We start from the raw sequence: 24,353 nt of genomic DNA on the forward strand, positions 1-24,353 counted from the left end.
TAACGGGAACATTCGTATCGGGCTTAGTGACGGTATTCCGGCTGTTTACCATGATCCTGTTGGCGACACTCGTAACCTTTACCACGCGCATGGAGGATATGCTCGATGCGTTAAATCCTGTCCTGACACCATTGAATTTCATAGGTATATCGAGCCGAAGGATCGCTTTGGCGATTGCATTGGTGATACGCTTCACTCCGGTCTTGATTGGATTGGCGGAAGAATTGGGTGCGGCCTACAGGGCGCGCACGGGAAAGCGCGCCGGACCTCGGTTGACTGCGCCTTTTGCCGTACTGGCATTGCGTACCGCCGATCATGTATCAGAAGCGCTCGCCGCTCGCGGCGGTGCGGATGGCTTCGAAGATACAGCTGAATTCGACGGAGGATTGCCGAAAAAATGAGCAATGACAGGACGCTCGTCTATGTTTCCCTATACGCAGCGCTCATTGCGGCGTTGGGTCTCTTTCCCTTGTTTCACATACCATTTCTGGGCGGCGTTCCGATCACTGCGCAAACATTGGGTGTCATGTTGGCAGGCGTTATGCTCGGGCCGATGCGTGGAGCGTTTGCGGTAGTCCTTTTCCTGTTTCTTGTGGCGATCGGTGCGCCGCTACTTGCCGGCGGGCGCGGCGGACTTGGCGTGTTCGCTGGTCCCTCGGCGGGGTTCTTGATCGGGTGGCCTGTTGGTGCTTTTGTCGCCGGAGCTCTAATGAGGGGCATGAGGCGACGTTCGGTTATCGTCTCGGCGGCAATTTCGGCAGCGATTGGTGGCATTGGCGTTGTCTATCTATTTGGTATTCCGGGGCTTGTGGTCCTGGCTGATCTGTCATTCGGGCAAGCGGCGCTTGGCAGTTTGGTCTACATCCCTGGCGATCTTATAAAAGTGGCGTTGACGGCGGTGATTGCCGAATCGGTCGCACGTGGCCTTCCAGGCGCATTGGTGTCGCGGGCATGAGTTATGTCGGCGCGCCGATTGCGGATCACGCGCGCCGGTGTGCAGACGAGATAGCGCTCGTCGCCGGGAATGACAGCCTGACCTGGGCGGACCTCGAGGCAATCGTCAATGCGATAGCGCGGCAAGCGGCGGGTAGCGCGCCTGCCGGGGCGCGCGTGGTTCTGGACCTCAAGGACCCGAGCGATCTCCTGGTGTCAATGATCGCGACGATGCGGACGGGGCAGGTCGCGATCATCCCGGATCCGAACTGGAGCGAAGGGCTGATGAACGCCCTGAAGCGCGTGGCCGAAGCTTCTCTTGCTCCGCAAGATATTGAAAATGCAGATAAATCCGAGAACAAGCTGCATCCCGCTCCCAAACCGGAAGACGCTTTTTATATAGGCTTCACCTCTGGCTCGACCGGGTATCCCAAGGCCTTCCGGCGTTCGCACCGTTCCTGGCTCGCGAGCTTCAAGGCGGCGGAAGAGGCCTTCGGCTTATCCCCGGACGACCGGATCATGGTTCCGGGCGGCCTGTCGCATTCCCTCCACCTTTTCGCAGCGGTTCATGGCCTTCACCTTGGCGCGACGGTTCACCTCGTCAAAAAGTTTTCCCCGCGCAGCGTATTGACGACCATGATCGAGCGAAAATGCACGACGCTTTACGCGACGCCAACGCAGATGCAGCTTCTGTGCCGCGCCGCGCTTGCCGAAGGCCTCGAATTTCCATCGCTGAGGAGAATTCTGATCAGCGGATCAAAGGTGACTGAGAAATCCAGAGGCGTCATTCTCGACGCCTTTCGTTCCGTGCAGGTTTTCGAGTTCTACGGAACGTCGGAAACCAGCTTCGTCGCCTGCAGAACATCGCAAGAAGTTATCCCCGCCGGCTCCGCAGGGCGGATAATGCCGGGCGTCGAGGTGGAGGTGCGCCGCGAAGACGGCACGATATGCCGGCCGGGCGAAACGGATGTGATCTGGGTGAAGAGCGACCAGGTTTTCGATGGCTATGAATTCGGAGAGGACAGCGAAACCCGTTTCGAGGATGGCTGGCTGACGGTTGGCGACTGCGGCTGGTTCGACGCGGAAGGCAACCTCTTCGTCAGCGGGCGGCGCAAGCGCATGCTGGTGAGCGCGGGCGTGAACGTCTTCGCCGAGGAGATCGAGCGGGTGCTCGAAAGCCTGCCCGATATCGAAGCGGCGGCGGCCTTCGGCATCGACGACGAATTGCGGGGTACGCGGATCGTGGCGGTGGTCTCGACCAAATCGGATATCAGCGAGGCGGAGCTGCGCCGTGCCTGCCTGCAGCAACTTCCCTCGATCAAGGTGCCACGACGGATTTTCTGCGTGAAGGACTGGCCGCTGACGCCTGGCGGAAAGTCCGATCTTCTGCAACTCAAAGTAATGGCGACCGAGCGGGACGCGGCACCTTGACCCGGCCTGCCTTCGTTGTCGCGGGCAAGCGCAGTGCGGTCGTCCCGCGCGGCGGGGCGTTCAAGGCGATTGAGGTCGATGAACTCGCCGCGCCGGTGATCGAACGTTGCCTGAGTTCAGCCGGAATAATTCCGGACTTGATCGATGAGGTGATCGTCGGCAATGGGCTCTACGCCGGCGGCAACCCGGCAAGACGGGTCGCGCTTCTCGCAGGCATTCCGGAAAGCGTTTCGGCAACCACGCTCGACCGGCAGTGTTGTTCCGGCCTTGACGCGCTTGCGCATGCGGCGCGACTGATCGCGACAGGTGAAGCGGAGTGCGTGCTGGCCGGCGGCGTGGAAAGCTTTTCCCGGTCGCCACTGAGGTTGAAGAGGCCGCTTCATACCGGCGAGGCTCCGGAACCCTATGACAGGCCCCCCTTTTCTCCATGGCCGGAGCGGGACCCGGATATGGCCGAAGCTGCGGCCAATCTTGCGAAGGCTTGGAGAATTTCGACGGAACGGCAGATCGATTGGACATGCGACAGCCACCGCAAGGCGCTAAGGGCGCAAGAGGCAGGCACACTGGCGGGGGAAATCGTCCCGCTCAACGACACGACCGAAGATGCTTATACGCGCAAACTGTCGGCGGCGGTGTGCCGGCGCTCGAAGCGACTTGCGGGTGATGAGGAGACCGGTGTCCTGGCGGCAACGACGGCGGTTGAAGCCGACGCGGCGGCATTCGTCATCGTCGTTTCGGAAAGGTTGGCCGGCAAAATCTCAGCCGATCACGCCGTTCGAGTGCTGGGAATCACGACCTCGGGAGGAGACCCGAGTCTTCCCGGCCTTGCCCCCATCGGCGCGACGAGGCGGCTTTTTGAGAGGTGCGGCATCGGCGCTGCCCACATCGTCGTCGCGGAGGTCATGGAAGCCTATGCGGCCCAGGCGATCGCCTGCGTCGATGCGCTTGAGCTCGATCCCGAAATCGTCAATCGGGGCGGAGGGGCACTTGCTCGCGGACACCCTATCGGCGCTTCCGGCGCGGTGCTGGCCGTGAGGCTTTTCGAGGAATTGCGCCGGGAAGACGAGGATGCGAAAGGACTTGCAACCATAGCAGCCGCCGGCGGACTGGCCACATCGGTCCTGCTCGCCCGTGTCTAGAGCGCTTTCCGACCGGATGGGATCATCCAGTCGATAAGAATCTGCGTTTGCGCCGTCGAATTGTTGACCGGCCCGCCGCGCATTCCACGTTCGCGATTCCAGTCCTGGCCTGACCGCAATATCCTGAAGTATCAAAGAAGTTTACGCCCCTTGGGCTAACGTCGAGTTAGTACCAATCTTCACAGATGAGATCATCGTACTAACATACCAGCGAGGCTTTTTTCCTGTGAGGGTGCGGCATCCTTCCTGGAAAATCGCAAACCGACGCTTCTTTCGGGAAATTGCGAAAGATGCCGCCAGCTGGGGAGATCGACTGTGAAACCATGCGCCAAATATGTAGCCAGCATTTCGCTCGCGGTATCATTCGGTATCAACGTTCCTGCGTGGGCGGATGAAAAGCAGGACTTTTCGTCGTTGCAGATGCAGGGCGTTGAGCAAGTAACGATTGATGTCGATCTCGATGGCGCTGTAGAGCGGCTGTCCAGGGCCGTTCAATTTCCGACTATTTCGAACCAGGATCGAAACGATTTCGATACCAAGGCGTTTGACGACTATCACCAATTCCTCGTGGAAGCTTATCCCAATGTTCACAAGACCCTGAAAAGGGAAGTCCTGGGGGACCCTCGTCCATACAGCTTGCTTTACACGTGGGAAGGCAAGAACCCTGACCTGCCGCCTGCGCTGTTTTATGCGCATCAGGATGTAGTGCCGGTGCCGGATGATTCCCGTGATCAGTGGATGCAGGAGCCTTTTTCCGGAGCGGTTGCAGATGGCTATATCTGGGGCCGGGGCGTGCTGGACGACAAGAACCAGATCCACGGCATTCTCGAAGCGGCCGAAATGAAGATCAAGGAAGGCTGGCAGCCTTCCCGGACATTGTATTTCGTCTTTGGTCAGGATGAAGAAGTGGGCGGGCCGGAAGGCGCCAGGTACATTGCCGATGTCCTGGAACAGCGTGGAATCAAAAGATTTGCCTTTGTTCTCGATGAATCGGCACCGCTGATACCGGGCGTATTTCCTGGTATTCCGGATAACACAGCGCTCATCGGCATCGCGCAAAAAGGCTATATCAGCCTTGAGCTGGCCGTGCATGGCGTTGGCGGACACTCCTCGCAACCTCCTGAAGAATCAAACATCGGGATATTGGCGAAGGCCGTCACAAAACTCGAAGATGCTCAATTCCCCTATCGGATTCATGAGGCTGTTCGCCATCAGTACCGCTACATGGGCCCTGAGTTGGATGAAGCCAAACAGCCGATGTATGCCGCGGTTGCCTTTGGGAAAGACGGTGAAATGACCGACCTCGAAAAGCAATTCATCGAGGAAATGGCTTCCGATCAAGTCACGAGAGCCATGCTGCACACCACGATAGCCGTTACCATGTTCAACGCCGGCATCAAGGACAATGTGCTGCCGCCCTCGGCGACCGCAGTGGTCAATTTCAGGCCAATGCCCGGCGATACGCCCGAGGTGATAATCGAGCATGTCAAAAAGGCCATTGACGATGATCGCATCACCGTCAGGGACATTTCCGCGTCCACTCCCGCCACCAACGTGGCCAATCCGGACGGCGACGGGTACAAGGCGCTTGAAAAAACCATACGCCAGATATGGGGCAATGATCTTATCGTGGCGCCATTCTTTGTGATTGGCGGCTCGGATTCCAAGCATTTCCAAGCGCGTGATTTCGCTCCCGATGTTTACACCATCACGGGAATCCAGCTTGAATCAATGAAGGAGTTTGCCGGTTTTCATGGCGTCAATGAACGCATCAAAGTGGATGAGTATGGAAAGACAATCGGGTTCTTTTATCGGCTAATGGACAATCTGGAAGATCTGTAGAACGGCGACGAACTTCCGTTCGGCGATCCCGTTCGCGTCCTCCCTGCCACCAACGGCAAGCCCGCGAAGGCCGGGATAAAGGGACCGCAGCCTGGCCATTTCTTCTACCCATCCTGCATGAGTGGGAGTATGTCCCGCCAAATCCGGATTTGATCTGGCGGGATGTGCTCCGGGAGATTTAAGCGGCAAGATCGGCCCGTAATTTCGTCATGGCTTGCGCAGCATTCGCTGCTTCGCGCCCTTTCTGGACGAAGTGCCGCTTGAAAATATCTATGTGGTGCTCCGTTTCCTGAAACTGATGTGGTGTCAGGGATACCGAAAGCACGGGAACGCCGGATTCCATGCCGGCCTGCATCAGGCCGTTCACGACCGCTTGCGCTACGAAATCATGCCGGTAGATGCCGCCGTCAACGACCAGCGCGGCCGCGGCTACGGCCGCATATCGGCCTGTCTTTGCCAGTTCCCGCGCCAGCAGGGGCATTTCGAAGGCGCCGGGCACATTGAAGACATCGACCTGTTCCGACGGGATTACCTGGCAAAACCCGGCCAAAGCCTGATCGACAATATCGGCGTGCCAGCTCGCCTTGATGAATGCGTATCGGGTGTGTGTCATAGAGATCTCCTTTGTAACGACACGTCACCCAAGGCGATCACATGCACAACGGCCGACAAGGCTCCGGAGCGCTTGTCCTGAAAGCGGGACCGCTTTCGGGATCAGAGCTCGCTCCAGGATCAACGCCTTGGGCATATCACTGCCGCCAATTCCGATCCGGATTTGACGGGATATGCTTCAGCCGTACGCACGTTCTCTTCCATCCGGACTGTAACCGTCGGCCCAGGAGTTGCACCTGGTCTGCTGACCCTTCCATAAGGAAGGCGCTCGCGGGCTCGCAGCATGACTGCTCACCGCCGGTGGGGACTTTCACCCCGCCCTGAGAACGGAAGGACTATTCTCGCAAAGCAGCCGGGTTTGCAAGTGGTAGTGCAGGAAGGCTTACGTCTTGGGGCGGCGTCCGGGGTTGAATCTGCCGGCGGAAGGCGAAACGTCCTGCATACCGGGCGGTTTCAAGAATCAATATGTCGATCCATGGAGGACTGAAGTAATGAATGGCAACCGTTTCCCGCTCCTAGGCACGTGTCGATGCGGGAAAATTGAAATAGAAGTCACCGCACCCCCTTTCATGACCGCGGCCTGCCACTGCGAGGGCTGCCGGAAGATGAGTTCCAGCGCCTATTCCCTGACCGCGATGTTTCCGGCGCAAGCCTTGCGCGTCACGAAGGGCAAGCCTGTGAAGGGCGGGATAAAGGGGCCGGAGCTCGACCATTTCTTCTGCCCGTCCTGCATGAGCTGGATGTTCACGCGGATCACGGGCATCGACGATTTCGTCAACGTGCGCCCGACGATGTTCGACGAGCCGGAATGGACGCGGCCCTTCATCGAGACGATGACGGCCGAAAAGCTGCCCTGGGTGGAAACGCCTGCCCGGCACAGCTACAAGGCATTTCCGCCGATGGAAGATTTTCAAAGGCTCATGCGGGAGTTCGCCGAGCGGTGACGATCGCCTGTGGGCGTGGTTCGGCGGGCGGCTACTCGGTGTCCAGGCGATACTTCAGGAATGTGCTGCCGGCGTAGTCCACCTCGCCGACGAATGCGGCACCGAGACGCTCAAGCCAGCGCAGATGCTTTCGCGATGGCGGCAGGAGGAACGTCACGAAAGGAATGCGCTCGTCCGACTTCGCGAAAGCGAGGGCCTTGCGGGCGATCCGCGTACCAAGGCCGAAGCTTTCGGGTTTCAGCACCAGGCCGAAATCCCATTCGTCGCCCTCTTTCTGAAACCCGCCCCATCCGGCGTAGGCACCGCCACACAGAATCGCCCAATGGCCGAGACCGTCACGGCGCCAGCAATCTTCCTTCGCCTTGACGAAATCATCGCAAATTTGCCGGTCCCAGCGCCCGGTGAGGAGGGGCATATGCTCTGCGACGCGGGGGTCGTTCATATGCGCGAGGATTTCCTCAGGCGAGATTTCCGGCAGCCTTGCGAAAGTGATTTCCTGTGGTGAAGCGATCGTCAAAGGGGTTAGGTCCGTGCAGGGGTGAGGGGCCGGTTGGCAGGGCAAGGAGCTACCACCGGGAAGGACGCGCCGGAAGCGTTGAATGTCTATCTCAACGTCATTTGATCGGTGGGTACGCTTATTCCGGATACCAGTATTGAGCGTCAGCCTGGCCGCGTTCGATCCGCACGAAGTTGTTGGTGAACACGCGATAGGGGTGGCTCCAGTCGCCATCCGGCCAGCGCACGCGGATCTGCGCGCGTTCCGCGACACCCACGCCCACATGCACGAAGCCGATCTGGCCAGATGCATGGCCGCCGCCGACCTGAAGATCCTTCGTGATGGTCCGGTTGCCGATCTTCACGCTGAGCTGCGCGCCGATCGCATCCCGGTTCGGCCCGTTCTGAAAAAGTTCCACACCGATCCAGTTGCCGAGTGGGACCGGGTTTGCCTTCGTGCCGCCGCCGAGATTGCGGAAAAGGCTGACCGGGCCTTCGCGGTTGACCACCAGAATGTCGGGCAGGCCATCCATGTTGAGATCGACAACGCCGCCGCCGCGCCCTTTGCGGTTGAGCGCTACGCCCGCTTCCATGCCGCGTTCGGTGAAGGTGCCGTCCCACTCCTGAACAAGGAGATTGTCGGGATCGTAGCTCGCGAAATCCGGCATGGCCTCCACATTGCCCTTGGCGATGAAGAGATCGGCGAGCGTATCGTTGTTCACGTCCTCGAACTGGGCATGCCAGCCGGTCGACGGTTTTGAATCGTCGCCCGCATAGGGCCGGTGGGCGGTAACGCCGAGATCGAATGCGATGTCCCGGTAGATCGGAAACTCCTGCTCGCTTTCCTTGTCGAGCGTCTGCAGCTTGGTGTCGCCCATGCTGGTGAGCGCATATTCGGGAAAGCCGTCGCCGTCGAGATCCGTACTGGCGATCCCCATGCCCCAGATCTTGACGTGCTGCCAGCCGTCGGCCTTGCGGTAGGGACGTGGCGGGCGGCCCGGCGGCACGGCCCAAAGCTGCTCCTCTCCGCCGCGATAATACTGACGGTCGTTGGAGATCCTCAAGGCGGGCTTGCCCGACCGGTTCCAGTCGGTGAAAAGCATCGACAGGCTGCAATAGCCGGGCGAAAGCGCGAAGGCGTCGCTATAGTCCGGCGCTCCCTCGCCGCGCGGCCGGTATAGCATGTTGTCGTGGCAGGTGCCCCAGGGAGAGCCCGGCGCGCTACGGTCGACATAGTTTCCGAAGGCGAGCGTCGGAAAGGCCTTGTCCGGCTCGAACGTGGCGGCAAAGCCCGTCGACCATGCGCGCCCGCCATCGAAGGCCCAGGCGCGGTTCGCCTCCTCGAAACGGCAATCCCCCTTGCCTTTCAGGAGCAGGTTTTCGCCGACCCTCATGACGGCGAGATCCTTGATCCCGTCATTGTCGATATCGATGGGATAGGCGCCGGTGACCTTTTCCATCAGCCGCTCGGGCAGGTCCAGCCGGACCTCCTCGAAATGGAGCGCGCCGCCGGCGGACGACAGGTTGCGGTAAAGCTTTGCCCGCGTGGTGCCGCCCGCGACGAAAAGATCGGGCTTGCGGTCGCCGCTGCAATCGAAGACCGCAGCCCCGCCGCCGACGAAAAACTCCCACGGGCCGGTGTATTTGTGGTCGATACCAGCGTTGGAAGCCTCTTCGGAAAAATGCGGCAAGGGCGTCAGCGTGGCACCATCCGCCTTTGCCGAAAGGGGCGTCAGCGCCAGGAATGCCGCGCCGGCGAGAAATGATGTCCGGGTAAACATGCGGCCCGTCATTGCGAAATCTCCAGGCTGCGAAGGAAGGCGACGATCGACTGGCGATCCTCCTCGCCAAGGTCCTCGTAGCGCTTGCGTATCTCTGTAGCTTCGCCCGCATGGGCGCGGATGACCTCGTCAAGCGTCGTGAGATCGCCGCGATGGCCATAGGGCGCGGTGGAGCCGACGCCCCAAAGCTCGGCAGTCATGAAGACGTCGCGCTCCACGAAGCGCTGGGCAAGCAGTTCGTTGCCAAGCCGTTCGCGGCGCTGGTCCGATACCTTGTGGCGCTTCAGATCGCCGAACAACGGCACGAGAATGCGCCCCTGATCGTCGCGCGGAAGCGCCTTGACCCAGGAAAGGGCCTCAAGATCGAGCTGGATCGGGCGGTCGACCTCCGCCTGGCGAAGCGTGCCGGCGGTGTCGAGCGGGCCGGGATCGGTAAAGACGGCGGCTTCCAGAGGGAGGGCGGGGATATGGCATTCGGCGCAGCCGATTTCTGAAAAGCGCTTTTCGCCCTCCGCCGCCGCTTCGCGCCAGATATCGGGAAGATCGGTCTTTCGCCCAGGCGCTTCGCGCGTCGCCAGCCAGGCGACAAGTGCGGAAACGTCGCCTTCGCCGATCTCGTCGCCGATCCCGTCTCCATCGAAATCGTCGGTGCCGGTCCAGCGCGCGCCGAAACGCTCCGCCGCCTGAATGCCGTGATGGGCATTGAGCGCGTTGACCGTGAACTGGCGCAGCGAAACGATGACGCCCTTGTGCGATAGCGGGCGGATGACAAGATCCTGGTCAACGCCCTCAAGCTTCGCGAAATCGACGATACCGTCCGGCCGTGCCGTGATCGCGCCGAAGGAAACCCCCTTGGAGGAAAGCGGGCGGGCCACCGCTTCGCCCGTCTCGCGAGCCTCGGCAAGGGCCGCCTTGCGCTGGCGGTGAAGCTCCGCCGTCATTTCGCGCGCGAGAAGTTCGACAAGCCCCACGCCCTGAAGCGCGATGGAATTGCGCTGGTTGGAAAACTGCGGATCGACCGTGTCGAAATCCGCGCTTTCAAAGCCTTCGGACACGAAGGCACTGCCTGAAAAAGGCGCGCCCGCGCCAAGCACCGGGTCGAAATGACAATCGGCGCAGGAATTGGCATCCGGCCCGGCGAGGCGCTGATAAGCCTCAAGCGCGGGTCGGCGGCGCTTCGTCGGTATGATCGCCTGCGTGGCATCGGGCCTGCCGGCGCCGTCCTTCCCGACGAATTTTCCCTTGAACAGCGCCTCGCCCCTTTCGACAAGGGCTTGCGATTTCTCCGCGGTATCCGCCGCGCCAGGATCGAACGGCGCATGGGAACCGATTACCTCTTCCGACCACGGCCTTTCGGCCGCAAGGGCATGGGCCGGCGCCATGGCGATTGCCGCACCGGCCAGTAAAGCGGCCAGCGGTTTGCCCATCAGATCGTCTCCTCCCGCAATCCGGCCTGAAGGCCGGGCCGCGCCTCGTTGAACATCTCGAAGTCGAACCTGCGCATGGCCTGCGCGAGCGTGCCGTGCACGATGAGATCCTCCTCCCAATCGACGGATTCGATTTGAACGGTCTTGCGAAGATCCTCCACCAGCGCCTCCTCCAGCCCCTGGCGCAGGCCCGCTTCCATGTAGCGATAGGCGATGATGCCGGCACCCGTCAGGATGATCGGCGAGGGGCTGAGGATCGCGGCGAGCCTCGCCACGCCGTAGCCGAGCGCGACGCCTGCCCTGTGGAACGCGTCGAGCACGGCCTCGTCGCCGCCCGCCGCCGCATTGACAAGGTCGGAGAAGGTTCTGGCGGAAACCGGAATTTCCTCCGGCGGCGTGGAAGGCGGCAGGTCGCGAGCCATGCGAACGATCGCATAGTCGCCGAGATAGGCTTCAAGGCAGCCGTGTCGCCCGCACCGGCAAAGCGCCCCGCCGGGAATGTGACTGGTGTGGCCGATCTCCGCCGCGGCCCCCGTTTCTCCCACGAAAAGCTTGTTGTCGACGTAAAGCCCCATGCCGACGCCATAGTCGATGAAGATCACCGCAAAGGTGCCGCGGTAATGACCCGGCTTCGACCAGTGAAGGGCTTCCGCGATCATGTTTGTGTCGTTGGAGAGCATGCAATGCGCGCCTATCGCACGGCTCAGCGGCTCGACCACGGGCACGTTGCGAGCGGGCAGGGCCGGGCTCCAGACGATCGTGCCGGCGCTTGAATCGACCACGCCCTGGGCGGCGATCGATATCTCCAGGAGTTTCGTGTCCGAAAGCTCGTTGGCGTCGCAAAACGCTTTCGCCGCGCGGACAAGCGTTTCGGCAAATGCGTCACCCGAGATATTCGAGCTGTCGAAGGAGCGGCGCTCCCGCGCGACGATGCGCCCGGCATAATCGGCAAGCACGAGATCGATCGTATTCACGGAGATCTTGATGGCGACGACGCTCGCCGCCGTCGGGTTGAGCGCGAGGAGCGTGCGCGGCCGCCCGCGCGCCATCGGCACCTTCTGGGGCGCTTTCTGCGCGCTGTCCTCTACGCCTGCGATCAAGCCTTCCTGGATTAGATCGGAGGTGATCGAGGTGACGGTCGCCGGGCTCAGCTGCGTAGCGCGCCCAAGATCGATCCGCGCCTGCGGGCCATCCCTGCGCAAGGCCTGAAGCACGATCGACCGGTTCTGCCGGCGTATCTGATCGCGGTCAGCCTTTTCCGTCATTTTTTTCGACTAGCCTCACGTTTCCACCCATGATTTCGCCGGCGCTCATCCCTCGTTATTTTTTGGTACGCCGATCTGTTTTACGAAACCATGTTGACAGCAGGAACGGATTGGAGCAACTTTTTTTCGGACGCCAAAAAAATTACCGTGCAGGGGTTCACCACCGGTGCCCGCACGAAATGCGCGGCGTTGAAGAAGAATTTCCGTTCCGCATGGGAGGGACGGTGTGTCAGGAGGAAACACCAAGATGAAGAAACTCATTCCAATCGTCGCGGGCGCGCTTCTGTCCGCCACCGCCTTGACCGCGGCCAACGCGCAGGACATCACCGTCGGCGTGAGCTGGTCGAATTTCCAGGAAGAGCGCTGGAAGACGGACGAAGCGGCGATCAAGGCGGAGCTGGAAAAGCTTGGCGCGGAATATATCTCCGCTGACGCGCAGTCCTCGGCCGCCAAGCAGCTTTCCGACGTGGAAAGCCTGATTTCGCGCGGCGCCACCGCCCTTATCATCCTGGCCCAGGATTCCGAAGCGATCCGCCCGGCCGTGGAAAAGGCCGTGAGCGAGGGCATCCCGGTCGTCGGCTACGACCGCCTGATCGAAATCCCTGAAGCCTACTACCTGACTTTCGACAACAAGGAAGTCGGCCGCATTCAGGCGCGCGAAGTCTTCAAGGTCCAGCCTGAAGGCAACTATGTCTTCATCAAGGGCTCGTCCTCCGATCCGAACGCCGATTTCCTGCACTCCGGCCAGCTCGAAGTGCTGCAGGAAGCGATTGACGGCGGCAAGATCAAGGTCGTCGGCGAAGCCTATACCGACGGCTGGCTGCCGGCGAACGCCCAGCGGAACATGGAACAGTTCCTGACCGCCAACAACAACGAGGTCGACGCTGTCGTCGCCTCCAACGACGGCACCGCCGGTGGTGTGGTGGCAGCTCTTGCCGCACAGGGCCTCGACGGAAGCGTTCCGGTCTCCGGCCAGGACGGCGACCATGCCGCCCTCAATCGCGTCGCACTCGGCACGCAGACGGTTTCCGTCTGGAAGGACGCACGCGAACTCGGCAAGGCGGCCGCCGACATCGCGGTCGAACTTGCCAAGGGCAAGGCGCTCGAAGAGGTCGACGGTTCCCAGAAGTGGTCCGGCGGTCCGAGCGGCGTTGAAATGTCCGCGACGTTCCTGGCGCCGATTGCGATCACCAAGGACAACCTCGACGTGGTGATCGACGCCGGATGGGTGTCCAAGGACACCGTCTGCCAAGGCGTGGCAGCGGGTTCGGTCGCCGCCTGTAACTGAGGCAAAGTCCCAACGTATCGGGCCGGCCGGCGCGTCCGGCCGGCCCGGCAGACCGGGCCGACTGCCGCAACAATTTAAGGATGAACGCCGGAATGCGGCGTTCGATCCCCGCAGGCGAAAGTACCCGGATGCCGGCCGCGAGGCGGCGGTCCGCTGCGAACCCAGGTTCCAAGCATATATGCTACGAAGCTTGAGCGGTTTCCCGGCCCGCCTGAAATGGGCCGGACGTACCGCTCACAATTTCCCATGGAGTTCCCATGTCGACGAGTTCTGACATCAAGCCGGCATCGTCGGCGCAGCCTGCGACGCAGCCGCGCTCGGTCATCCAGGCGCTTGAAATCGACACCCGGATGATCGGCATGATCGCGGCCCTTCTCGTGATCTGGGTCGGATTCGACATCTTTTCCGGCGGCAACTTCCTGACGCCGCGAAACCTGTGGAACCTCTCGGTCCAGACGGCATCCGTCGCCGTCATGTCGACAGGCATGGTTCTCATCATCGTTACGCGCAACATCGACCTGTCGGTGGGCTCCGTCCTTGGCGTGACGGGCATGATCATGGCCGTCTTCCAGGCGAGCTATCTGACCCCGGCGCTGGGCTTCAACCACCCACTCGTCTGGATCGTGACGCTTCTGGCCGGCATGTCCATCGGCCTCGTGATCGGTGCATTGCAGGGCTATATCGTCGCCTTCATGGGCGTTCCGGCCTTCATCGTGACGCTGGGCGGCCTGCTTGTCTGGCGCGGCGCCGCCTGGTGGGTGGCGCAAGGAAAGACGATCCCGCTCACCGACGACAACTTCAAGCTCATCGGCGGGGGCGCGAATGGCGCCATCGGCGAGACATGGAGCTGGATCCTCGCCGCGATCGCGGTCGCTCTGGTGGTGCTTGCGACCGTCAACGCCCGCCGGCAGCGCAAGCGCTTCGAATTCCCGCTCAAGCCGATGTGGGCTGAAATCGTCACGGTGGGACTTGCCTCCGGCGCCATCATCGCCGCGACCTGGGTCGTCAATGCCTACACGCTGCCGCCCGCGCTCGCCCGTCGTTTCGCCAAGGAACAGGGCATCACCATACCGGAAGGCGGCCTCGATATCAGTTTCGGCTACGCCGTGCCGGTCCTGGTCGCCATAGGCGTGGGCATCGTCATGACGTTCCTTGCCAAGCGCACGCGCTTCGGCCGCTACGTCTTCGCCATCGGCGGCAACCCGGAGGCCGCCGCACTTGCCGGTGTCGATACCCGCAAGATCACCGTCTACGTCTTCGCGCTGATGGGCATGCTCGCGGCCATTGCCGCCGCGATCTCCACCGCGCGCCTGACTTCGGCCACCAACGCGCAAGGTACGCTCGACGAGCTTTACACCATCGCCGCGGCGGTGATCGGCGGAACCTCGCTTGCCGGCGGTGCGGGAACGATCGCCGGCGCGATGCTGGGTGCGCTAGTCATGCAATCGCTGCAAACGGGCATGGTGCTGATGGGCCTCGATTCACCGCTGCAGAACATCGTCGTCGGCATCGTGCTGGTGCTGGCCGTCTTCGTCGACACGCTCTACCGCAAGCGCGCGGGCTGAGGGAGGAAACAATGGCAGAAAATCTGGGACACGAACCCGGCTCCTCGACGGTAAGCGGCACCCCGCTCGTGGAAATGCGGGACATGTCGATCTCCTTCGGCGGCGTCAAGGCGGTTGATCATGTCTCCGTCGACCTCTATCCCGGCGAGGTCGTCGGCCTGCTCGGCCACAATGGCGCCGGCAAGTCCACCTTGATCAAGATCCTTTCGGGTGCCTACCGGCGCGATGCGGGCGACATCCACATCGACGGACAGAAGGCGGACATCAACAACCCGCGCGATGCCAAGCGCTACGGCATCGAGACGATCTACCAGACGCTGGCGCTTGCGGACAACGTCGATGCGGCGGCCAATCTCTTCCTCGGCCGTGAATTGCGTACCGCCTGGGGTACGCTCGACGATGTCGCCATGGAAGCGGCGGCGCGTGAGGTGATGCACAGGCTCAACCCGAACTTCAGGAAGTTCAAGGACCCGGTGCGCGCGCTTTCCGGCGGCCAGCGCCAGTCGGTCGCGATCGCCCGCGCCATCTACTTCAACGCCCGCATCATCATCATGGACGAGCCGACGGCGGCTCTCGGGCCCCAGGAAACGCAGCAGGTGGCGGACCTGACGAAGAAGCTGAAGGACGAAGGCATCGGCATCTTCCTCATCAGCCACGACATCCACGATGTCTTCGATCTCGCCGACCGTGTGGCGGTGATGAAAAACGGCCAGCTCGTCGGCACCGCCCGCACGTCCGACGTCACCAAGGACGAAGTGCTGGGCATGATCATCCTCGGCAAATGCCCGAAGGGCGCAAAACCCGGCCCCGGCGCGATGGCGAGCGAAGAAGCCGCCTGAGTACAAATCTTCGTCGGACTTAGGCGCTGGATCTATCCAAGCGGCATCATGCCGTTGCTACGAATGGTGCATCGCAAATAAGCCGGGCCGGCTTTTCCTGCGGTGCACTATTCGCTAGTCTCGACCGCATGCGTGCGCTTCCCGAGCTATCCCCGGACATGTCCGTCTTCCTCGATTTCGACGGCACTCTGGTTGAAATCGCCGACAAGCCGGAAGATGTCGATCCGGCGGACGGGCTGAAAACAACGCTGAGCGGCTGCCTGTCGTTTCTCGGTGGTGCGGTTGCCGTCGTCAGCGGGCGTCCGATCCAGGAACTGGACTGGTTCCTTTCTCCCCTGCGCCTTCCCGCAGCCGGGCTGCACGGGCTCGAATACCGCCTGAAGGCCGAAGACCCGGTCGTTGCGGCGGAAATCGGAACGGAAATCGACGTACTGCGCGAAAGGCTCGCCTGCGCGAAAATCATCCGCGACGGTGTTTTCGTGGAGGACAAGGGCTCGGCCCTCGCCGTGCACTATCGTGCCGTGCCGCAATCCGGCCCCGATATTCTCGCATTCATGAAAGACGCGATCGCCGACCTGGAGGACCTGCATCTGGTTTCCGGCAAGATGGTCGTCGAGGCCAAACCGGATTTCTCCGACAAGGGCAGTATCGTGGAGGCCTTCATGGAAGAGCGGCCGTTTCAGGGGCGCATTCCGGTCTTCATCGGCGACGACACGACGGACGAGGACGGAATGCGCGCCGCCCGCCAGCTCGGAGGATTCGGAGTGAAGGTGGGGGCGGGCGAAAGCATCGCCGATTTCCGCCTGAAGGATGTTGCCGCGGTGCACGATTGGCTTGCCGCGGGCCGAAACGATAATCTTTGAAGCGCGTCACCACGATCCAAGAGGTTTTATTGCCCATGCTATCTGTTGAGCCCTCGCTCGATCTCGCGATTATCGGCAATTGCTCCTGCGCGGCGCTGATCGACAAGGCTGCCCGGATCGTCTGGTGGTGCCTGCCGCGCTTCGACGGCGATCCCGTTTTCCACTCGCTGCTTGGAACGCGCGGCGAGGAGGGCGACGGCTCATTCGCGATAGAGCTTCCAGGCACCGTGCGCTGCGAGCAGCAATACATCGAAAACACCGCGGTCGTGCGTACGCGCCTGTACGACGAGGCGGGCAACGCCATCGAAATCACCGACTTCGCGCCGCGTTTCGAGCGGGCAGGGCGCATGTTCCGGCCAACGGCCATCGTCAGGCGCGTCAGGCCGATTTCCGGCCATCCGCGCATTCGCGTGCGCTGCCGCCCGCGCATGGCCCACGGCGAGCGCGTGCCCGACATCACCTTCGGGTCGAACCATATCCGCTATGTCGGAAACGGCACGACCGTGCGCATGACGACCAATGCCTCGGTCACATATGTGCGTAACGAAACGCCGTTCTTCCTGGACGGGCCGATGTCGTTCCATCTGGGACCGGACGAGAGCCTGACCGACCACCCGGAAAAGCTCTGCCGGGAATTCGAGGAAGAGACGATCCGTTACTGGAAACTGTGGACGCGGCGGCTCGGCCTTCCTCTTGAATACCAGCAAGCGGTGATCCGGGCCGCGATCACGCTGAAGCTTTGTACCTACGAGGAAACCGGCGCGATCATCGCCGCCGCGACCACCTCCATTCCGGAAGCCGCGGGAACAGAACGCAACTGGGACTATCGCTACTGCTGGCTTCGGGATGCGTTTTTCGTCGTGCGCGCGCTCAACTCGCTCTCCGAGATGGAGACGATGGAGAACTATCTGCGGTATCTGAACAATATCGCGCTCGTGACCGACGGCGAGCACGTTCAGCCGCTTTACGGCATCGGCCTGGAAGCCAAGCTTGAGGAGAAGATCGTCGATCTTCCGGGCTACCGCGGCATGGGGCCGGTGCGCGTGGGCAATCAGGCCTATGAGCATTTCCAGCACGACGTCTACGGCAATATCGTGCTCGGCGCTTCGCAGGCCTTCTTCGACCGGCGCCTTCTGCACCAGCCCGGCATCGACGATTTCGAGCGGCTGGAGAAGATCGGCGAGCAGGCCTACCGCATGCACGACCAGCCGGATGCCGGCATGTGGGAACTGAGGACGCGAGCGCGCATCCACACCTCCTCGTCGCTCATGTGCTGGGCGGCCTGCGACCGGCTTGCCAAGATCGCGAAAAACTTCGGCCTCGACCAGCGCGAGACGTTCTGGCGGGAGCGGGCCGACCGGATCCACGCCGTCATCTGCGAGAAGGGCTGGAGCGAGAAGGTCGGCGCGTTCGTCGAAAGCTTCGGCGGAAACGATCTTGATGCAGGCCTGCTCTTGATGGCGGAGGTCGGCTTCCTGCCCGCGAACGACCCGCGCTTCGTCAAGACGGTCGACAAGATCGGCGAGACGCTGAGGAAGGGAAACCATCTCTTCCGATATCATGCGCCGGACGATTTCGGCGCACCGGAAAACGCCTTCAACATCTGCACTTTCTGGTACATCGACGCGCTTGCCAGAATGGGCCGCAAGGAGGAAGCGCGCGAAATCTACGAGACCATGCTTTCCTGCCGTAACCACGTCGGGCTTCTGTCCGAGGACACTACGCCCTCGACCGGCGAGCTTTGGGGCAATTTCCCGCAGACCTATTCCATGGTCGGCATCATCAACGGTGCAATGCGGCTCAGCGCCAATTGGGGCAGCGCGGTCTGACGTCCAGGGCGGGAATTTGCCGAGCGGGGAGGGTTACGCGAAGATAGGCGCTGCCAATAATACAAAAGGGGGTAGGAAGCGGGCATGTCGCGCCTCGTCGTCGTCTCGAACCGCGTAGGGCCACTCAAGGACACGGGCAAGGCGGGCGGTCTCGCGGTGGCCCTGGTGGACGTCCTCCAGGAAATGGGGGGGCTGTGGTTCGGATGGACCGGGACGACCTCCGACGAGGGTTCCTTCGGCCCCTTGCAGACGGAAGCCGTCGACACCGTCACGCTTGCGCAAATCGACATGACGCAGGCCGACTACGACGATTTCTACGCCGGCTATGCGAACCGTACCCTTTGGCCCGTGCTGCACTACCGGCTGGACCTTGCCGACTTCAGCCGCCGCTACGAGGAAGGCTATCGGCGTGTGAACGAACGCTTCGCCACGCGCCTGAGGCCCATGCTCAAGGCCGACGACGTGATCTGGGTGCAGGACTATCACTTCTTCAATTTCGCCGCCGAACTGAGGGCGATGGGCGTTACCAACAAGATCGCCTTCTTCTTGCACATCCCGTTTCCCGCCCCCGAAATCCTGGCCGGGTTGCCGAATGCGGATCAGCTTGTGCGCCGCATGCTTGCCTATGATCTCATCGGTTTCCAGACGTCGCGCGACGCCGAAAATTTCCGCCGTTTCGTCGTCAGCGAAATCGGCGGGAAAGACAAGGGCAACGGCGTGGTCTCCGCCGGCGGGCGCGAAGTGCTGGTGCGCGGATATCCGATCGGCATCGACGCGGCGGGCTTCGCCAAGCTTGCCACGACGCCGGATGCCAGGCGCCACACGGCACGGATAGAAAAGCTCGTCGGCGGGCGTCCGCAGATTATCGGCGTCGACCGGATCGATTATTCCAAGGGCCTTCCCGAACGTTTCCGCGCTTTCGAGCGGCTCCTTGAGGACTATCCGGAAAACCGGGGCGGCGTCAGCCTCATGCAGGTGGCTCCTCCCTCGCGCTCCGAACTCGACGCCTACGCCGAAATCCGCCGCGAACTGGAAGAACTGACCGGACACATCAACGGCCGCTTCGCCGACCTGGACTGGACGCCGATCCGCTTCATGGCGCGCTCCTTCACCCGCCGCGCGCTTGCCGGTATCTATCGCGCAAGCCGCGTCGGTCTGGTGACGCCGCTCAGAGACGGCATGAACCTCGTTGCCAAGGAATATGTCGCGGCCCAAAGGGCGGAGGATCCGGGCGTGCTGGTGCTTTCGCGTTTCGCGGGCGCCGCCGAGGGCATGCCGGAGGCGCTGATCGTCAATCCGCATTCGACGGAAGGAGTGGCGGCCGCGCTGCAGACGGCACTCACCATGCCGCTGGAAGAGCGCCGCGACCGCTGGCAGGCGATGTTCGATCGCATCTGCGCGCAGGACGCCTCCGCCTGGGCGCGGGAAATTCTCCGCGATCTGGACGCGTACAGCAAATGAAAAGGGCCGGCGGCGGGCCGGCCCTTCGCTCATTCGGGCGTGGGGTGATTATTCCGCAGCGTCCACCTTCAGCACGCCGCGGCGGATCTGGTCTTCCTCGATCGATTCGAAGAGCGCGCGGAAGTTGCCTTCGCCGAAGCCTTCATCGCCCTTTCGCTGGATGAATTCGAAGAAGATCGGCCCGATCACGGTCTTCGAGAAGATCTGCAGCAATATCTTCGTCATGCCGCCGTCGACGACACCTTCGCCGTCGATCAGGATGCCGTGCTTCTTCATGCGATCGATGGGCTCTTCATGGCCTTTGACGCGCTCGTGCGACAGCTCGTAGTAGACCTCCGGCGGGCTGGGCATGAACCTCAGGCCGTTGTCGGCGAGCCTGTCTGTCGCGTCATAGATCGCGTCCGTGCCGACAGCGATGTGCTGGATGCCCTCGCCCTTGTACTTGCGCAGATATTCCTCGATCTGGCTGCTGTCGTCCTTGGACTCGTTCAGCGGAATGCGGATCTTGCCGCAGGGCGATGTGATCGCGCGCGAGAGGAGGCCCGACGCCTTGCCTTCGATGTTGAAGAAGTGGATCTGCTTGAAGTTGAAGAGCGTGCGGTAGAAATCCCACCACTTGTCCATATTGCCGCGATAGACGTTATGGGTCAGGTGGTCGAGGTAGTAAAAGCCCACGCCTTCCGGCTTCGGATCCCGCTCGCCGAGCCACTCGAACTCGGCGTCATAGGCCGATCCCTTGTCGCCGTAGCGATCCACGAAATAAAGAAGCGAACCGCCGATGCCCTTGATCGCGGGCGCATCGAGCGTCTTGTCCTGGCCGGTATATTCCTCGGCACCGTTCTTCAAGGCATGTTCGAGCGCATGCCCGGCATCCACCACGCGCCAGGCCATCGACGGCGCGCAAGGGCCGTGCTTTTCCACGAAGCGTGAGGCGAAGGAACCCGGTTCGGCATTCAGCACGTAGTTGATGTCGCCCTGACGGTAGACGGTGACCGCCTTCGTCCTGTGGCGCGCGACCGGGACGTAACCCATACGGCGGAAAAGCGCATCGAGCTTTTCGGGCTCGGGATGGGCGAATTCGACGAATTCGAAACCGTCCGTGCCCGCGGGGTTGTCCTTGGTAATTCTGGCGGGGGGCGCATCGTGCGGAAACGGACCCATGGCGAACCTCCTCCTCGCAAAAACCTAAGTGATCGCGAGTCTGAAGCAAACGGTATGCAACGGGTGTGAGAAATCGCTTGCGTGCGTGATCGGATTGCGGATTTCTTGCATCAATGGGAAATCGGTGCACGAAATGATCGAACTGGATGGTTTCGACCGTAAGTTGCTTGCAAGCGTCCAGGCCGACGCTTCCGCCACCAACCAGGAGGTCGGCGACAGGATCGGCCTTTCCGCATCGCAGGTCTCGCGCCGCCGCCAGCGGCTGGAGGCCGCCGGCGTCATCCGCCGCTACCGGGCCGATATAGACCCGGCGGCAGTCGGCCTCGATGTGATCGCCTTCGTCGGCGTATCGCTTGCAACCCACAGCCCGCAGAACGCAAGCCGCTTCCAGAAGCTCATCAAGGCGCTGCCGGAAGTGCAGGAAGCGCATATGCTAACCGGCGACATGGACTATCTGCTGAAGGTAGCGGTGCCGGACCTGAAGGCGCTGAGCAGCCTGATCAGCGACGACCTTCTGCCGCATGAGGCGGTGCAGAACGTCAAATCCTTCATTGCGATGGAAACGCTTCGCGACGACAATCAGCTTCCGTTCGAAAGCCCATGAGGGTATCGAATTCGACACTTGACGATTACGTAAGCGTAAGCGAAGGTGCGACGAATTTTCCAGGGCCGGATACGTTCGGGCACAGTGAGACAGGGAGAACGCAATGTCGCTGGCGGAAGTAACAGAAACCATCAAGTCCAAGGTATCGGGTGGCGGTATCGACGATACGGTGAAATTCGACCTCGGCGGCGATGGCGTTGTCTTCGTCGACGGAGCGGACGTGTCGAACGAGAACAAGGATGCCGACTGCACGGTGATCATGTCGCTCGAAAACCTCCAGGAAATGCTGGCGGGCGACCTCGATCCGACGAGCGCCTTCATGTCCGGCAAGCTCAAGGTGGAAGGCGACATGAGTGTCGCCATGAAGCTTTCAAGCATCGTCTGATCCGGCGCAAAGCCGAATTTCACGCCGAATTGAGCGCTGGGCCGCAATGGTCCGGCGCTTTTTCGTTCAACCGGTCCTTTTTCCGCGAAAACGATCGCATAGCCTTCTCGAAAAGGTGGCGAAGAGGAGAGGCCCATGCCTTCATATGCCCAAAAACTGGCTACGTTTCGTGCACTGCACGAGCGAGACGGGGCGTTTCTCATGCCCAATCCACACGATGCCGGAACCGCCCGCATCCTCGAAGGGCTCGGCTTTGAGGCGATGGCGACCACAAGTGCGGGTTATGCCTGGACGGAAGGCTGTGCTGACGTTCAGGGCCTGATCACGCGCGAAATGGCGCTCGGGCACGCCCGCAAGATCGCGGAGGCAACCTCATTGCCGGTGAATGGCGACCTTGAAAACGGCTTCGGCGATGCGCCGGAAGACGTGGCGGCAACGATCCGCGGCGCCATCGAGGCAGGGCTTTGCGGATGCTCTATCGAAGACCTGTCTCAGGCAAGCGGTACGAAAGAGTACTATCCGCTCGATTTTGCGGTGGAGCGCATCAAGGCAGGCATTGCCGCGAAAAAGGAACTCGCGCCGGACTTCGTGCTGGCGGCGCGCTCCGAAGCGCCCATCCGCTCGGGCGAAGACCTCGATGCTGCGATCGAGCGCCTGAACGCCTATGCGGATGCCGGTGCCGATCTTGTCTATGCGCCAGCACTCGTTTCGGTGGACACGATCGCCGAAGTCCGCCGCCGGGTACCCGCGAAGCTGAACGTGCTGGCGGGCAGACCCGGCTTCAAGCCGACGTTCAAGGAACTGTCGGACCTTGGCGTCACGAGGGTCTCGATCGGCGCGGGGCTGTCGCAAGCCGCCTTCGCGGCATTCTATAATGCGGCCAAACGGTTGAAGGACGACGCGGATTTCAGCGTCTTCAGCGAAGCGCAGAACCTTGGCGAGGCTCTGTCCTTCATGCGTGGGCGCGATGATGACTGACCTGACGGGCTTGAGGCTTGCAATGCCGGAGGATGCACAGGCGATTTCCAACCTCGCAAAGGCGGCTTACGAGCGATATGTCCCTGTCATGAACGCGATTCCATTGCCGATGAGCGCGGATTATTCCGCCCATATCGCGGATGATACCGTTCTCGTGCTCGATGGCGGCGATGGCCTCGATGCATCGCTCGTGCTCATGGAACGAAGCGACCACCTTTACATCTGGAGCATCGCCGTTTGCCCGAAGGCACAGGGAAAAGGCCTTGGCGGCAAGCTGATGTCGCATTGCGAAGCCCTTGCGCGCGGAAAGGGCTTGAGCGAAATCAGGCTCTTTACCAATGTCTTCATGAGGGAAAACCAGGCCTGGTATCGCAGACAGGGTTTCGTAGAGACGGGAGAGGAGCAAATCGGGGACAAGCGGATCGTCCATTTCGTCAAACGCCTTGGATGATCAACCTTTGCTGCTTTCGCACCCGCCCCGCCTGCCGTAAGCTTCGCCAAAACATGCAAACAGGGGTGTGAAACGAATGAGCCACGTTCTGGTGTTGGGAGCGGCCGGAATGATCGGCCGCAAGCTGGTGGAGCGACTGGTCGAGGACGGCAAGGTCGCGGGCCACGAGATAACCCGGTTGACGCTTGCCGACGTTGTCGAGCCGACCCATCCGCCCGGACTGGCGCTGCCCGTCGACACGCACGCCGCCGATATCTCCGCCCCCGGCGAAGCCGAGCGCCTTGTCGCCCACGCGCCCGATGTGATCTTCCATCTTGCCGCCATCGTCTCCGGCGAAGCGGAAACCGACTTCGACAAAGGCTATCGGATCAACCTCGACGCCACGCGCGCGCTTCTGGAAGCGATCCGGAATTTCGGTGGCGACTATCATCCGCGCCTCGTGTTCGCCTCTTCGATCGCAGTCTTCGGCGCTCCTCTGCCGGAGCGTATCGCGGATACTTTCCAGCGCACGCCGCTGACGTCCTACGGGACGCAGAAGGCCATCAGCGAACTGCTGGTGAACGACTACACGCGCAAGGGCTTTCTCGACGGGGTGAGCATCCGCCTGCCGACGATCGTGGTCCGTCCGGGCAAGCCGAACAAGGCGGCCTCCGGCTTCTTCTCCGGCATAATCCGCGAACCGCTGAACGGCGAGGAAGCGGTGCTGCCCGTCGGCACGGACGTGGTGCACTGGATGGCGAGCCCGCGCGCGGCGGTCGGTTTCCTGATGCATGCCGCCGAACTCGACGGCGAAAGTATCGGCCACGACCGCGCGCTCACCATGCCGGGCCTTGCCGTCACCATCGCGGAGGAAATCGCAACGCTTGCGAAGGTGGCGGGCCCCGCGAAAACGAACCTCATCCGCCAGGAGCCCGACGCGGCGATTGCAAAGATCATTGCCGGCTGGCCGCGAAGCTTTGACGCGGGACGCGCGCTGTCGCTCGGTTTCAAGGCCGATGCGAGTTTTGAGGAAATCGTGCGTCTCTACATCGAGGAAGAAAACATCGAGGTCTGACAGGCA

The 24,353-nt window shown here is 61.7% G+C and carries 23 protein-coding genes and 1 riboswitch (1 of these 24 running past the window's edge); of the genes, 17 read left to right on the forward strand and 6 right to left on the reverse strand.

Going from position 1 to position 24,353, the window contains the following annotated elements:
- The 5 genes from GR183_RS09865 to GR183_RS09885 all read left to right on the forward strand — a co-directional run.
- Window positions 1-401: the 3' portion of an energy-coupling factor transporter transmembrane component T family protein gene (locus tag GR183_RS09865; RefSeq protein WP_160775411.1), read on the forward strand. 241 nt of this gene lie to the left of the window's left edge; 401 of the gene's 642 nt are visible here — the last part of the coding sequence; the start codon falls outside the window, past its left edge; it ends in the stop codon at window positions 399-401.
- On the forward strand, window positions 398-955 hold the full coding sequence (locus tag GR183_RS09870; protein WP_160775412.1) for a biotin transporter BioY: 558 nt from the start codon (window positions 398-400) through the stop codon (window positions 953-955). Before GR183_RS09865 ends, GR183_RS09870 begins: the two co-directional genes overlap by 4 nt.
- Complete coding sequence (locus tag GR183_RS09875; protein ID WP_160775413.1) at window positions 952-2,364, forward strand: class I adenylate-forming enzyme family protein; 1,413 nt, start codon at window positions 952-954, stop codon at window positions 2,362-2,364. The genes GR183_RS09870 and GR183_RS09875 overlap by 4 nt, the downstream gene beginning before the upstream one ends.
- On the forward strand, window positions 2,361-3,503 hold the full coding sequence (locus tag GR183_RS09880; protein ID WP_160775414.1) for a thiolase family protein: 1,143 nt from the start codon (window positions 2,361-2,363) through the stop codon (window positions 3,501-3,503). The genes GR183_RS09875 and GR183_RS09880 overlap by 4 nt, the downstream gene beginning before the upstream one ends.
- 315 nt (window positions 3,504-3,818) lie before the next feature.
- Window positions 3,819-5,345: a M20 family peptidase gene (locus tag GR183_RS09885; RefSeq protein ID WP_160775415.1), complete on the forward strand. Its 1,527-nt coding sequence runs from the start codon at window positions 3,819-3,821 to the stop codon at window positions 5,343-5,345.
- A 178-nt stretch (window positions 5,346-5,523) separates the two neighbouring features.
- Here GR183_RS09885 and GR183_RS09890 read toward each other — a convergent pair whose 3' ends face one another.
- Window positions 5,524-5,958: a 6,7-dimethyl-8-ribityllumazine synthase gene (locus tag GR183_RS09890; RefSeq protein ID WP_160775416.1), complete on the reverse strand. Its 435-nt coding sequence runs from the start codon at window positions 5,956-5,958 to the stop codon at window positions 5,524-5,526.
- Window positions 5,959-6,145: 187 nt separating this feature from the next.
- A riboswitch (FMN riboswitch) is annotated at window positions 6,146-6,289 on the reverse strand.
- Between the two features lie 159 nt (window positions 6,290-6,448).
- Between GR183_RS09890 and GR183_RS09895 the strand changes: the two genes are divergently transcribed.
- Window positions 6,449-6,901 (forward strand): GFA family protein, encoded by a 453-nt coding sequence (locus GR183_RS09895; protein ID WP_160775417.1) that lies wholly within the window; start codon window positions 6,449-6,451, stop codon window positions 6,899-6,901.
- A gap of 31 nt (window positions 6,902-6,932) precedes the next feature.
- Here the strand turns inward: GR183_RS09895 and GR183_RS09900 are convergent, their stop codons facing one another.
- From GR183_RS09900 to GR183_RS09915, 4 genes are all read right to left on the reverse strand, one after another.
- Window positions 6,933-7,418 carry a GNAT family N-acetyltransferase gene (locus GR183_RS09900; RefSeq protein ID WP_202395953.1) on the reverse strand — a complete coding sequence of 162 codons (486 nt, stop codon included), beginning with the start codon at window positions 7,416-7,418 and terminating at the stop codon, window positions 6,933-6,935.
- Window positions 7,419-7,536: 118 nt separating this feature from the next.
- On the reverse strand, window positions 7,537-9,189 hold the full coding sequence (locus GR183_RS09905) for a CRTAC1 family protein (protein ID WP_244313662.1): 1,653 nt from the start codon (window positions 9,187-9,189) through the stop codon (window positions 7,537-7,539).
- On the reverse strand, window positions 9,186-10,604 hold the full coding sequence (locus tag GR183_RS09910; protein ID WP_160775418.1) for a cytochrome c family protein: 1,419 nt from the start codon (window positions 10,602-10,604) through the stop codon (window positions 9,186-9,188). The genes GR183_RS09905 and GR183_RS09910 overlap by 4 nt, the downstream gene beginning before the upstream one ends.
- Window positions 10,604-11,869: an ROK family protein gene (locus tag GR183_RS09915; protein WP_208999806.1), complete on the reverse strand. Its 1,266-nt coding sequence runs from the start codon at window positions 11,867-11,869 to the stop codon at window positions 10,604-10,606. Before GR183_RS09915 ends, GR183_RS09910 begins: the two co-directional genes overlap by 1 nt.
- A gap of 247 nt (window positions 11,870-12,116) precedes the next feature.
- Here GR183_RS09915 and xylF point away from each other — a divergent pair, with 247 nt between their 5' ends.
- From xylF to GR183_RS09945, 6 genes are all read left to right on the forward strand, one after another.
- Complete coding sequence (gene xylF / locus GR183_RS09920; protein ID WP_160775419.1) at window positions 12,117-13,157, forward strand: D-xylose ABC transporter substrate-binding protein; 1,041 nt, start codon at window positions 12,117-12,119, stop codon at window positions 13,155-13,157.
- Between the two features lie 257 nt (window positions 13,158-13,414).
- Window positions 13,415-14,722, forward strand: a complete 1,308-nt coding sequence (locus GR183_RS09925; RefSeq protein WP_160775420.1) for a sugar ABC transporter permease — start codon at window positions 13,415-13,417, stop codon at window positions 14,720-14,722.
- Window positions 14,723-14,733: 11 nt separating this feature from the next.
- Window positions 14,734-15,561, forward strand: a complete 828-nt coding sequence (locus GR183_RS09930) for an ATP-binding cassette domain-containing protein (protein ID WP_160775421.1) — start codon at window positions 14,734-14,736, stop codon at window positions 15,559-15,561.
- A gap of 158 nt (window positions 15,562-15,719) precedes the next feature.
- Window positions 15,720-16,424, forward strand: coding sequence for a trehalose-phosphatase (gene otsB / locus GR183_RS09935; protein ID WP_202395960.1), 705 nt, complete (start codon window positions 15,720-15,722; stop codon window positions 16,422-16,424).
- A 35-nt stretch (window positions 16,425-16,459) separates the two neighbouring features.
- On the forward strand, window positions 16,460-18,253 hold the full coding sequence (locus GR183_RS09940; RefSeq protein WP_160775423.1) for a glycoside hydrolase family 15 protein: 1,794 nt from the start codon (window positions 16,460-16,462) through the stop codon (window positions 18,251-18,253).
- An 84-nt stretch (window positions 18,254-18,337) separates the two neighbouring features.
- Window positions 18,338-19,714, forward strand: coding sequence for an alpha,alpha-trehalose-phosphate synthase (UDP-forming) (locus tag GR183_RS09945; protein WP_160775424.1), 1,377 nt, complete (start codon window positions 18,338-18,340; stop codon window positions 19,712-19,714).
- Between the two features lie 48 nt (window positions 19,715-19,762).
- Here GR183_RS09945 and hppD read toward each other — a convergent pair whose 3' ends face one another.
- Window positions 19,763-20,875 carry a 4-hydroxyphenylpyruvate dioxygenase gene (gene hppD / locus GR183_RS09950; RefSeq protein WP_160775425.1) on the reverse strand — a complete coding sequence of 371 codons (1,113 nt, stop codon included), beginning with the start codon at window positions 20,873-20,875 and terminating at the stop codon, window positions 19,763-19,765.
- Between the two features lie 133 nt (window positions 20,876-21,008).
- Here hppD and GR183_RS09955 point away from each other — a divergent pair, with 133 nt between their 5' ends.
- From GR183_RS09955 to denD, 5 genes are all read left to right on the forward strand, one after another.
- Window positions 21,009-21,479 carry an Lrp/AsnC family transcriptional regulator gene (locus tag GR183_RS09955; protein ID WP_160775426.1) on the forward strand — a complete coding sequence of 157 codons (471 nt, stop codon included), beginning with the start codon at window positions 21,009-21,011 and terminating at the stop codon, window positions 21,477-21,479.
- Between the two features lie 103 nt (window positions 21,480-21,582).
- Window positions 21,583-21,864, forward strand: a complete 282-nt coding sequence (locus GR183_RS09960) for an SCP2 sterol-binding domain-containing protein (RefSeq protein WP_160775427.1) — start codon at window positions 21,583-21,585, stop codon at window positions 21,862-21,864.
- Between the two features lie 135 nt (window positions 21,865-21,999).
- The gene (locus GR183_RS09965; RefSeq protein WP_160775428.1) at window positions 22,000-22,842 is read left to right on the forward strand and encodes an isocitrate lyase/PEP mutase family protein; all 843 of its coding nucleotides are present in this window, start codon (window positions 22,000-22,002) and stop codon (window positions 22,840-22,842) included.
- The gene (locus tag GR183_RS09970) at window positions 22,835-23,293 is read left to right on the forward strand and encodes a GNAT family N-acetyltransferase (protein ID WP_160775429.1); all 459 of its coding nucleotides are present in this window, start codon (window positions 22,835-22,837) and stop codon (window positions 23,291-23,293) included. Before GR183_RS09965 ends, GR183_RS09970 begins: the two co-directional genes overlap by 8 nt.
- 76 nt (window positions 23,294-23,369) lie before the next feature.
- Complete coding sequence (denD, locus tag GR183_RS09975) at window positions 23,370-24,347, forward strand: D-erythronate dehydrogenase (protein WP_160775430.1); 978 nt, start codon at window positions 23,370-23,372, stop codon at window positions 24,345-24,347.
- The last annotated feature ends 6 nt before the right edge of the window (window positions 24,348-24,353 follow it).

Origin of the sequence: Stappia sediminis (assembly GCF_009826895.1) — a bacterium.
Classification (GTDB): domain Bacteria; phylum Pseudomonadota; class Alphaproteobacteria; order Rhizobiales; family Stappiaceae; genus Hongsoonwoonella; species Hongsoonwoonella sediminis.

What these genes read in the sequence shown, in the direction of transcription:
- GR183_RS09960 (WP_160775427.1), top strand. Translation starts at nt 21,583, where the DNA reads ATGTCGCTGGCGGAAGTAACAGAAACCATCAAGTCCAAGGTATCGGGT.
- GR183_RS09965 (WP_160775428.1), top strand. Translation starts at nt 22,000, where the DNA reads ATGCCTTCATATGCCCAAAAACTGGCTACGTTTCGTGCACTGCACGAG.
- GR183_RS09955 (WP_160775426.1), top strand. Translation starts at nt 21,009, where the DNA reads ATGATCGAACTGGATGGTTTCGACCGTAAGTTGCTTGCAAGCGTCCAG.
- GR183_RS09895 (WP_160775417.1), top strand. Translation starts at nt 6,449, where the DNA reads ATGAATGGCAACCGTTTCCCGCTCCTAGGCACGTGTCGATGCGGGAAA.
- GR183_RS09870 (WP_160775412.1), top strand. Translation starts at nt 398, where the DNA reads ATGAGCAATGACAGGACGCTCGTCTATGTTTCCCTATACGCAGCGCTC.
- GR183_RS09890 (WP_160775416.1), bottom strand. Translation starts at nt 5,958, where the DNA reads ATGACACACACCCGATACGCATTCATCAAGGCGAGCTGGCACGCCGAT.
- hppD (WP_160775425.1), bottom strand. Translation starts at nt 20,875, where the DNA reads ATGGGTCCGTTTCCGCACGATGCGCCCCCCGCCAGAATTACCAAGGAC.
- GR183_RS09930 (WP_160775421.1), top strand. Translation starts at nt 14,734, where the DNA reads ATGGCAGAAAATCTGGGACACGAACCCGGCTCCTCGACGGTAAGCGGC.
- GR183_RS09940 (WP_160775423.1), top strand. Translation starts at nt 16,460, where the DNA reads ATGCTATCTGTTGAGCCCTCGCTCGATCTCGCGATTATCGGCAATTGC.
- GR183_RS09875 (WP_160775413.1), top strand. Translation starts at nt 952, where the DNA reads ATGAGTTATGTCGGCGCGCCGATTGCGGATCACGCGCGCCGGTGTGCA.
- GR183_RS09910 (WP_160775418.1), bottom strand. Translation starts at nt 10,604, where the DNA reads ATGGGCAAACCGCTGGCCGCTTTACTGGCCGGTGCGGCAATCGCCATG.
- GR183_RS09970 (WP_160775429.1), top strand. Translation starts at nt 22,835, where the DNA reads ATGACTGACCTGACGGGCTTGAGGCTTGCAATGCCGGAGGATGCACAG.
- otsB (WP_202395960.1), top strand. Translation starts at nt 15,720, where the DNA reads ATGTCCGTCTTCCTCGATTTCGACGGCACTCTGGTTGAAATCGCCGAC.
- GR183_RS09905 (WP_244313662.1), bottom strand. Translation starts at nt 9,189, where the DNA reads ATGACGGGCCGCATGTTTACCCGGACATCATTTCTCGCCGGCGCGGCA.
- GR183_RS09945 (WP_160775424.1), top strand. Translation starts at nt 18,338, where the DNA reads ATGTCGCGCCTCGTCGTCGTCTCGAACCGCGTAGGGCCACTCAAGGAC.
- xylF (WP_160775419.1), top strand. Translation starts at nt 12,117, where the DNA reads ATGAAGAAACTCATTCCAATCGTCGCGGGCGCGCTTCTGTCCGCCACC.
- GR183_RS09925 (WP_160775420.1), top strand. Translation starts at nt 13,415, where the DNA reads ATGTCGACGAGTTCTGACATCAAGCCGGCATCGTCGGCGCAGCCTGCG.
- GR183_RS09915 (WP_208999806.1), bottom strand. Translation starts at nt 11,869, where the DNA reads ATGACGGAAAAGGCTGACCGCGATCAGATACGCCGGCAGAACCGGTCG.
- denD (WP_160775430.1), top strand. Translation starts at nt 23,370, where the DNA reads ATGAGCCACGTTCTGGTGTTGGGAGCGGCCGGAATGATCGGCCGCAAG.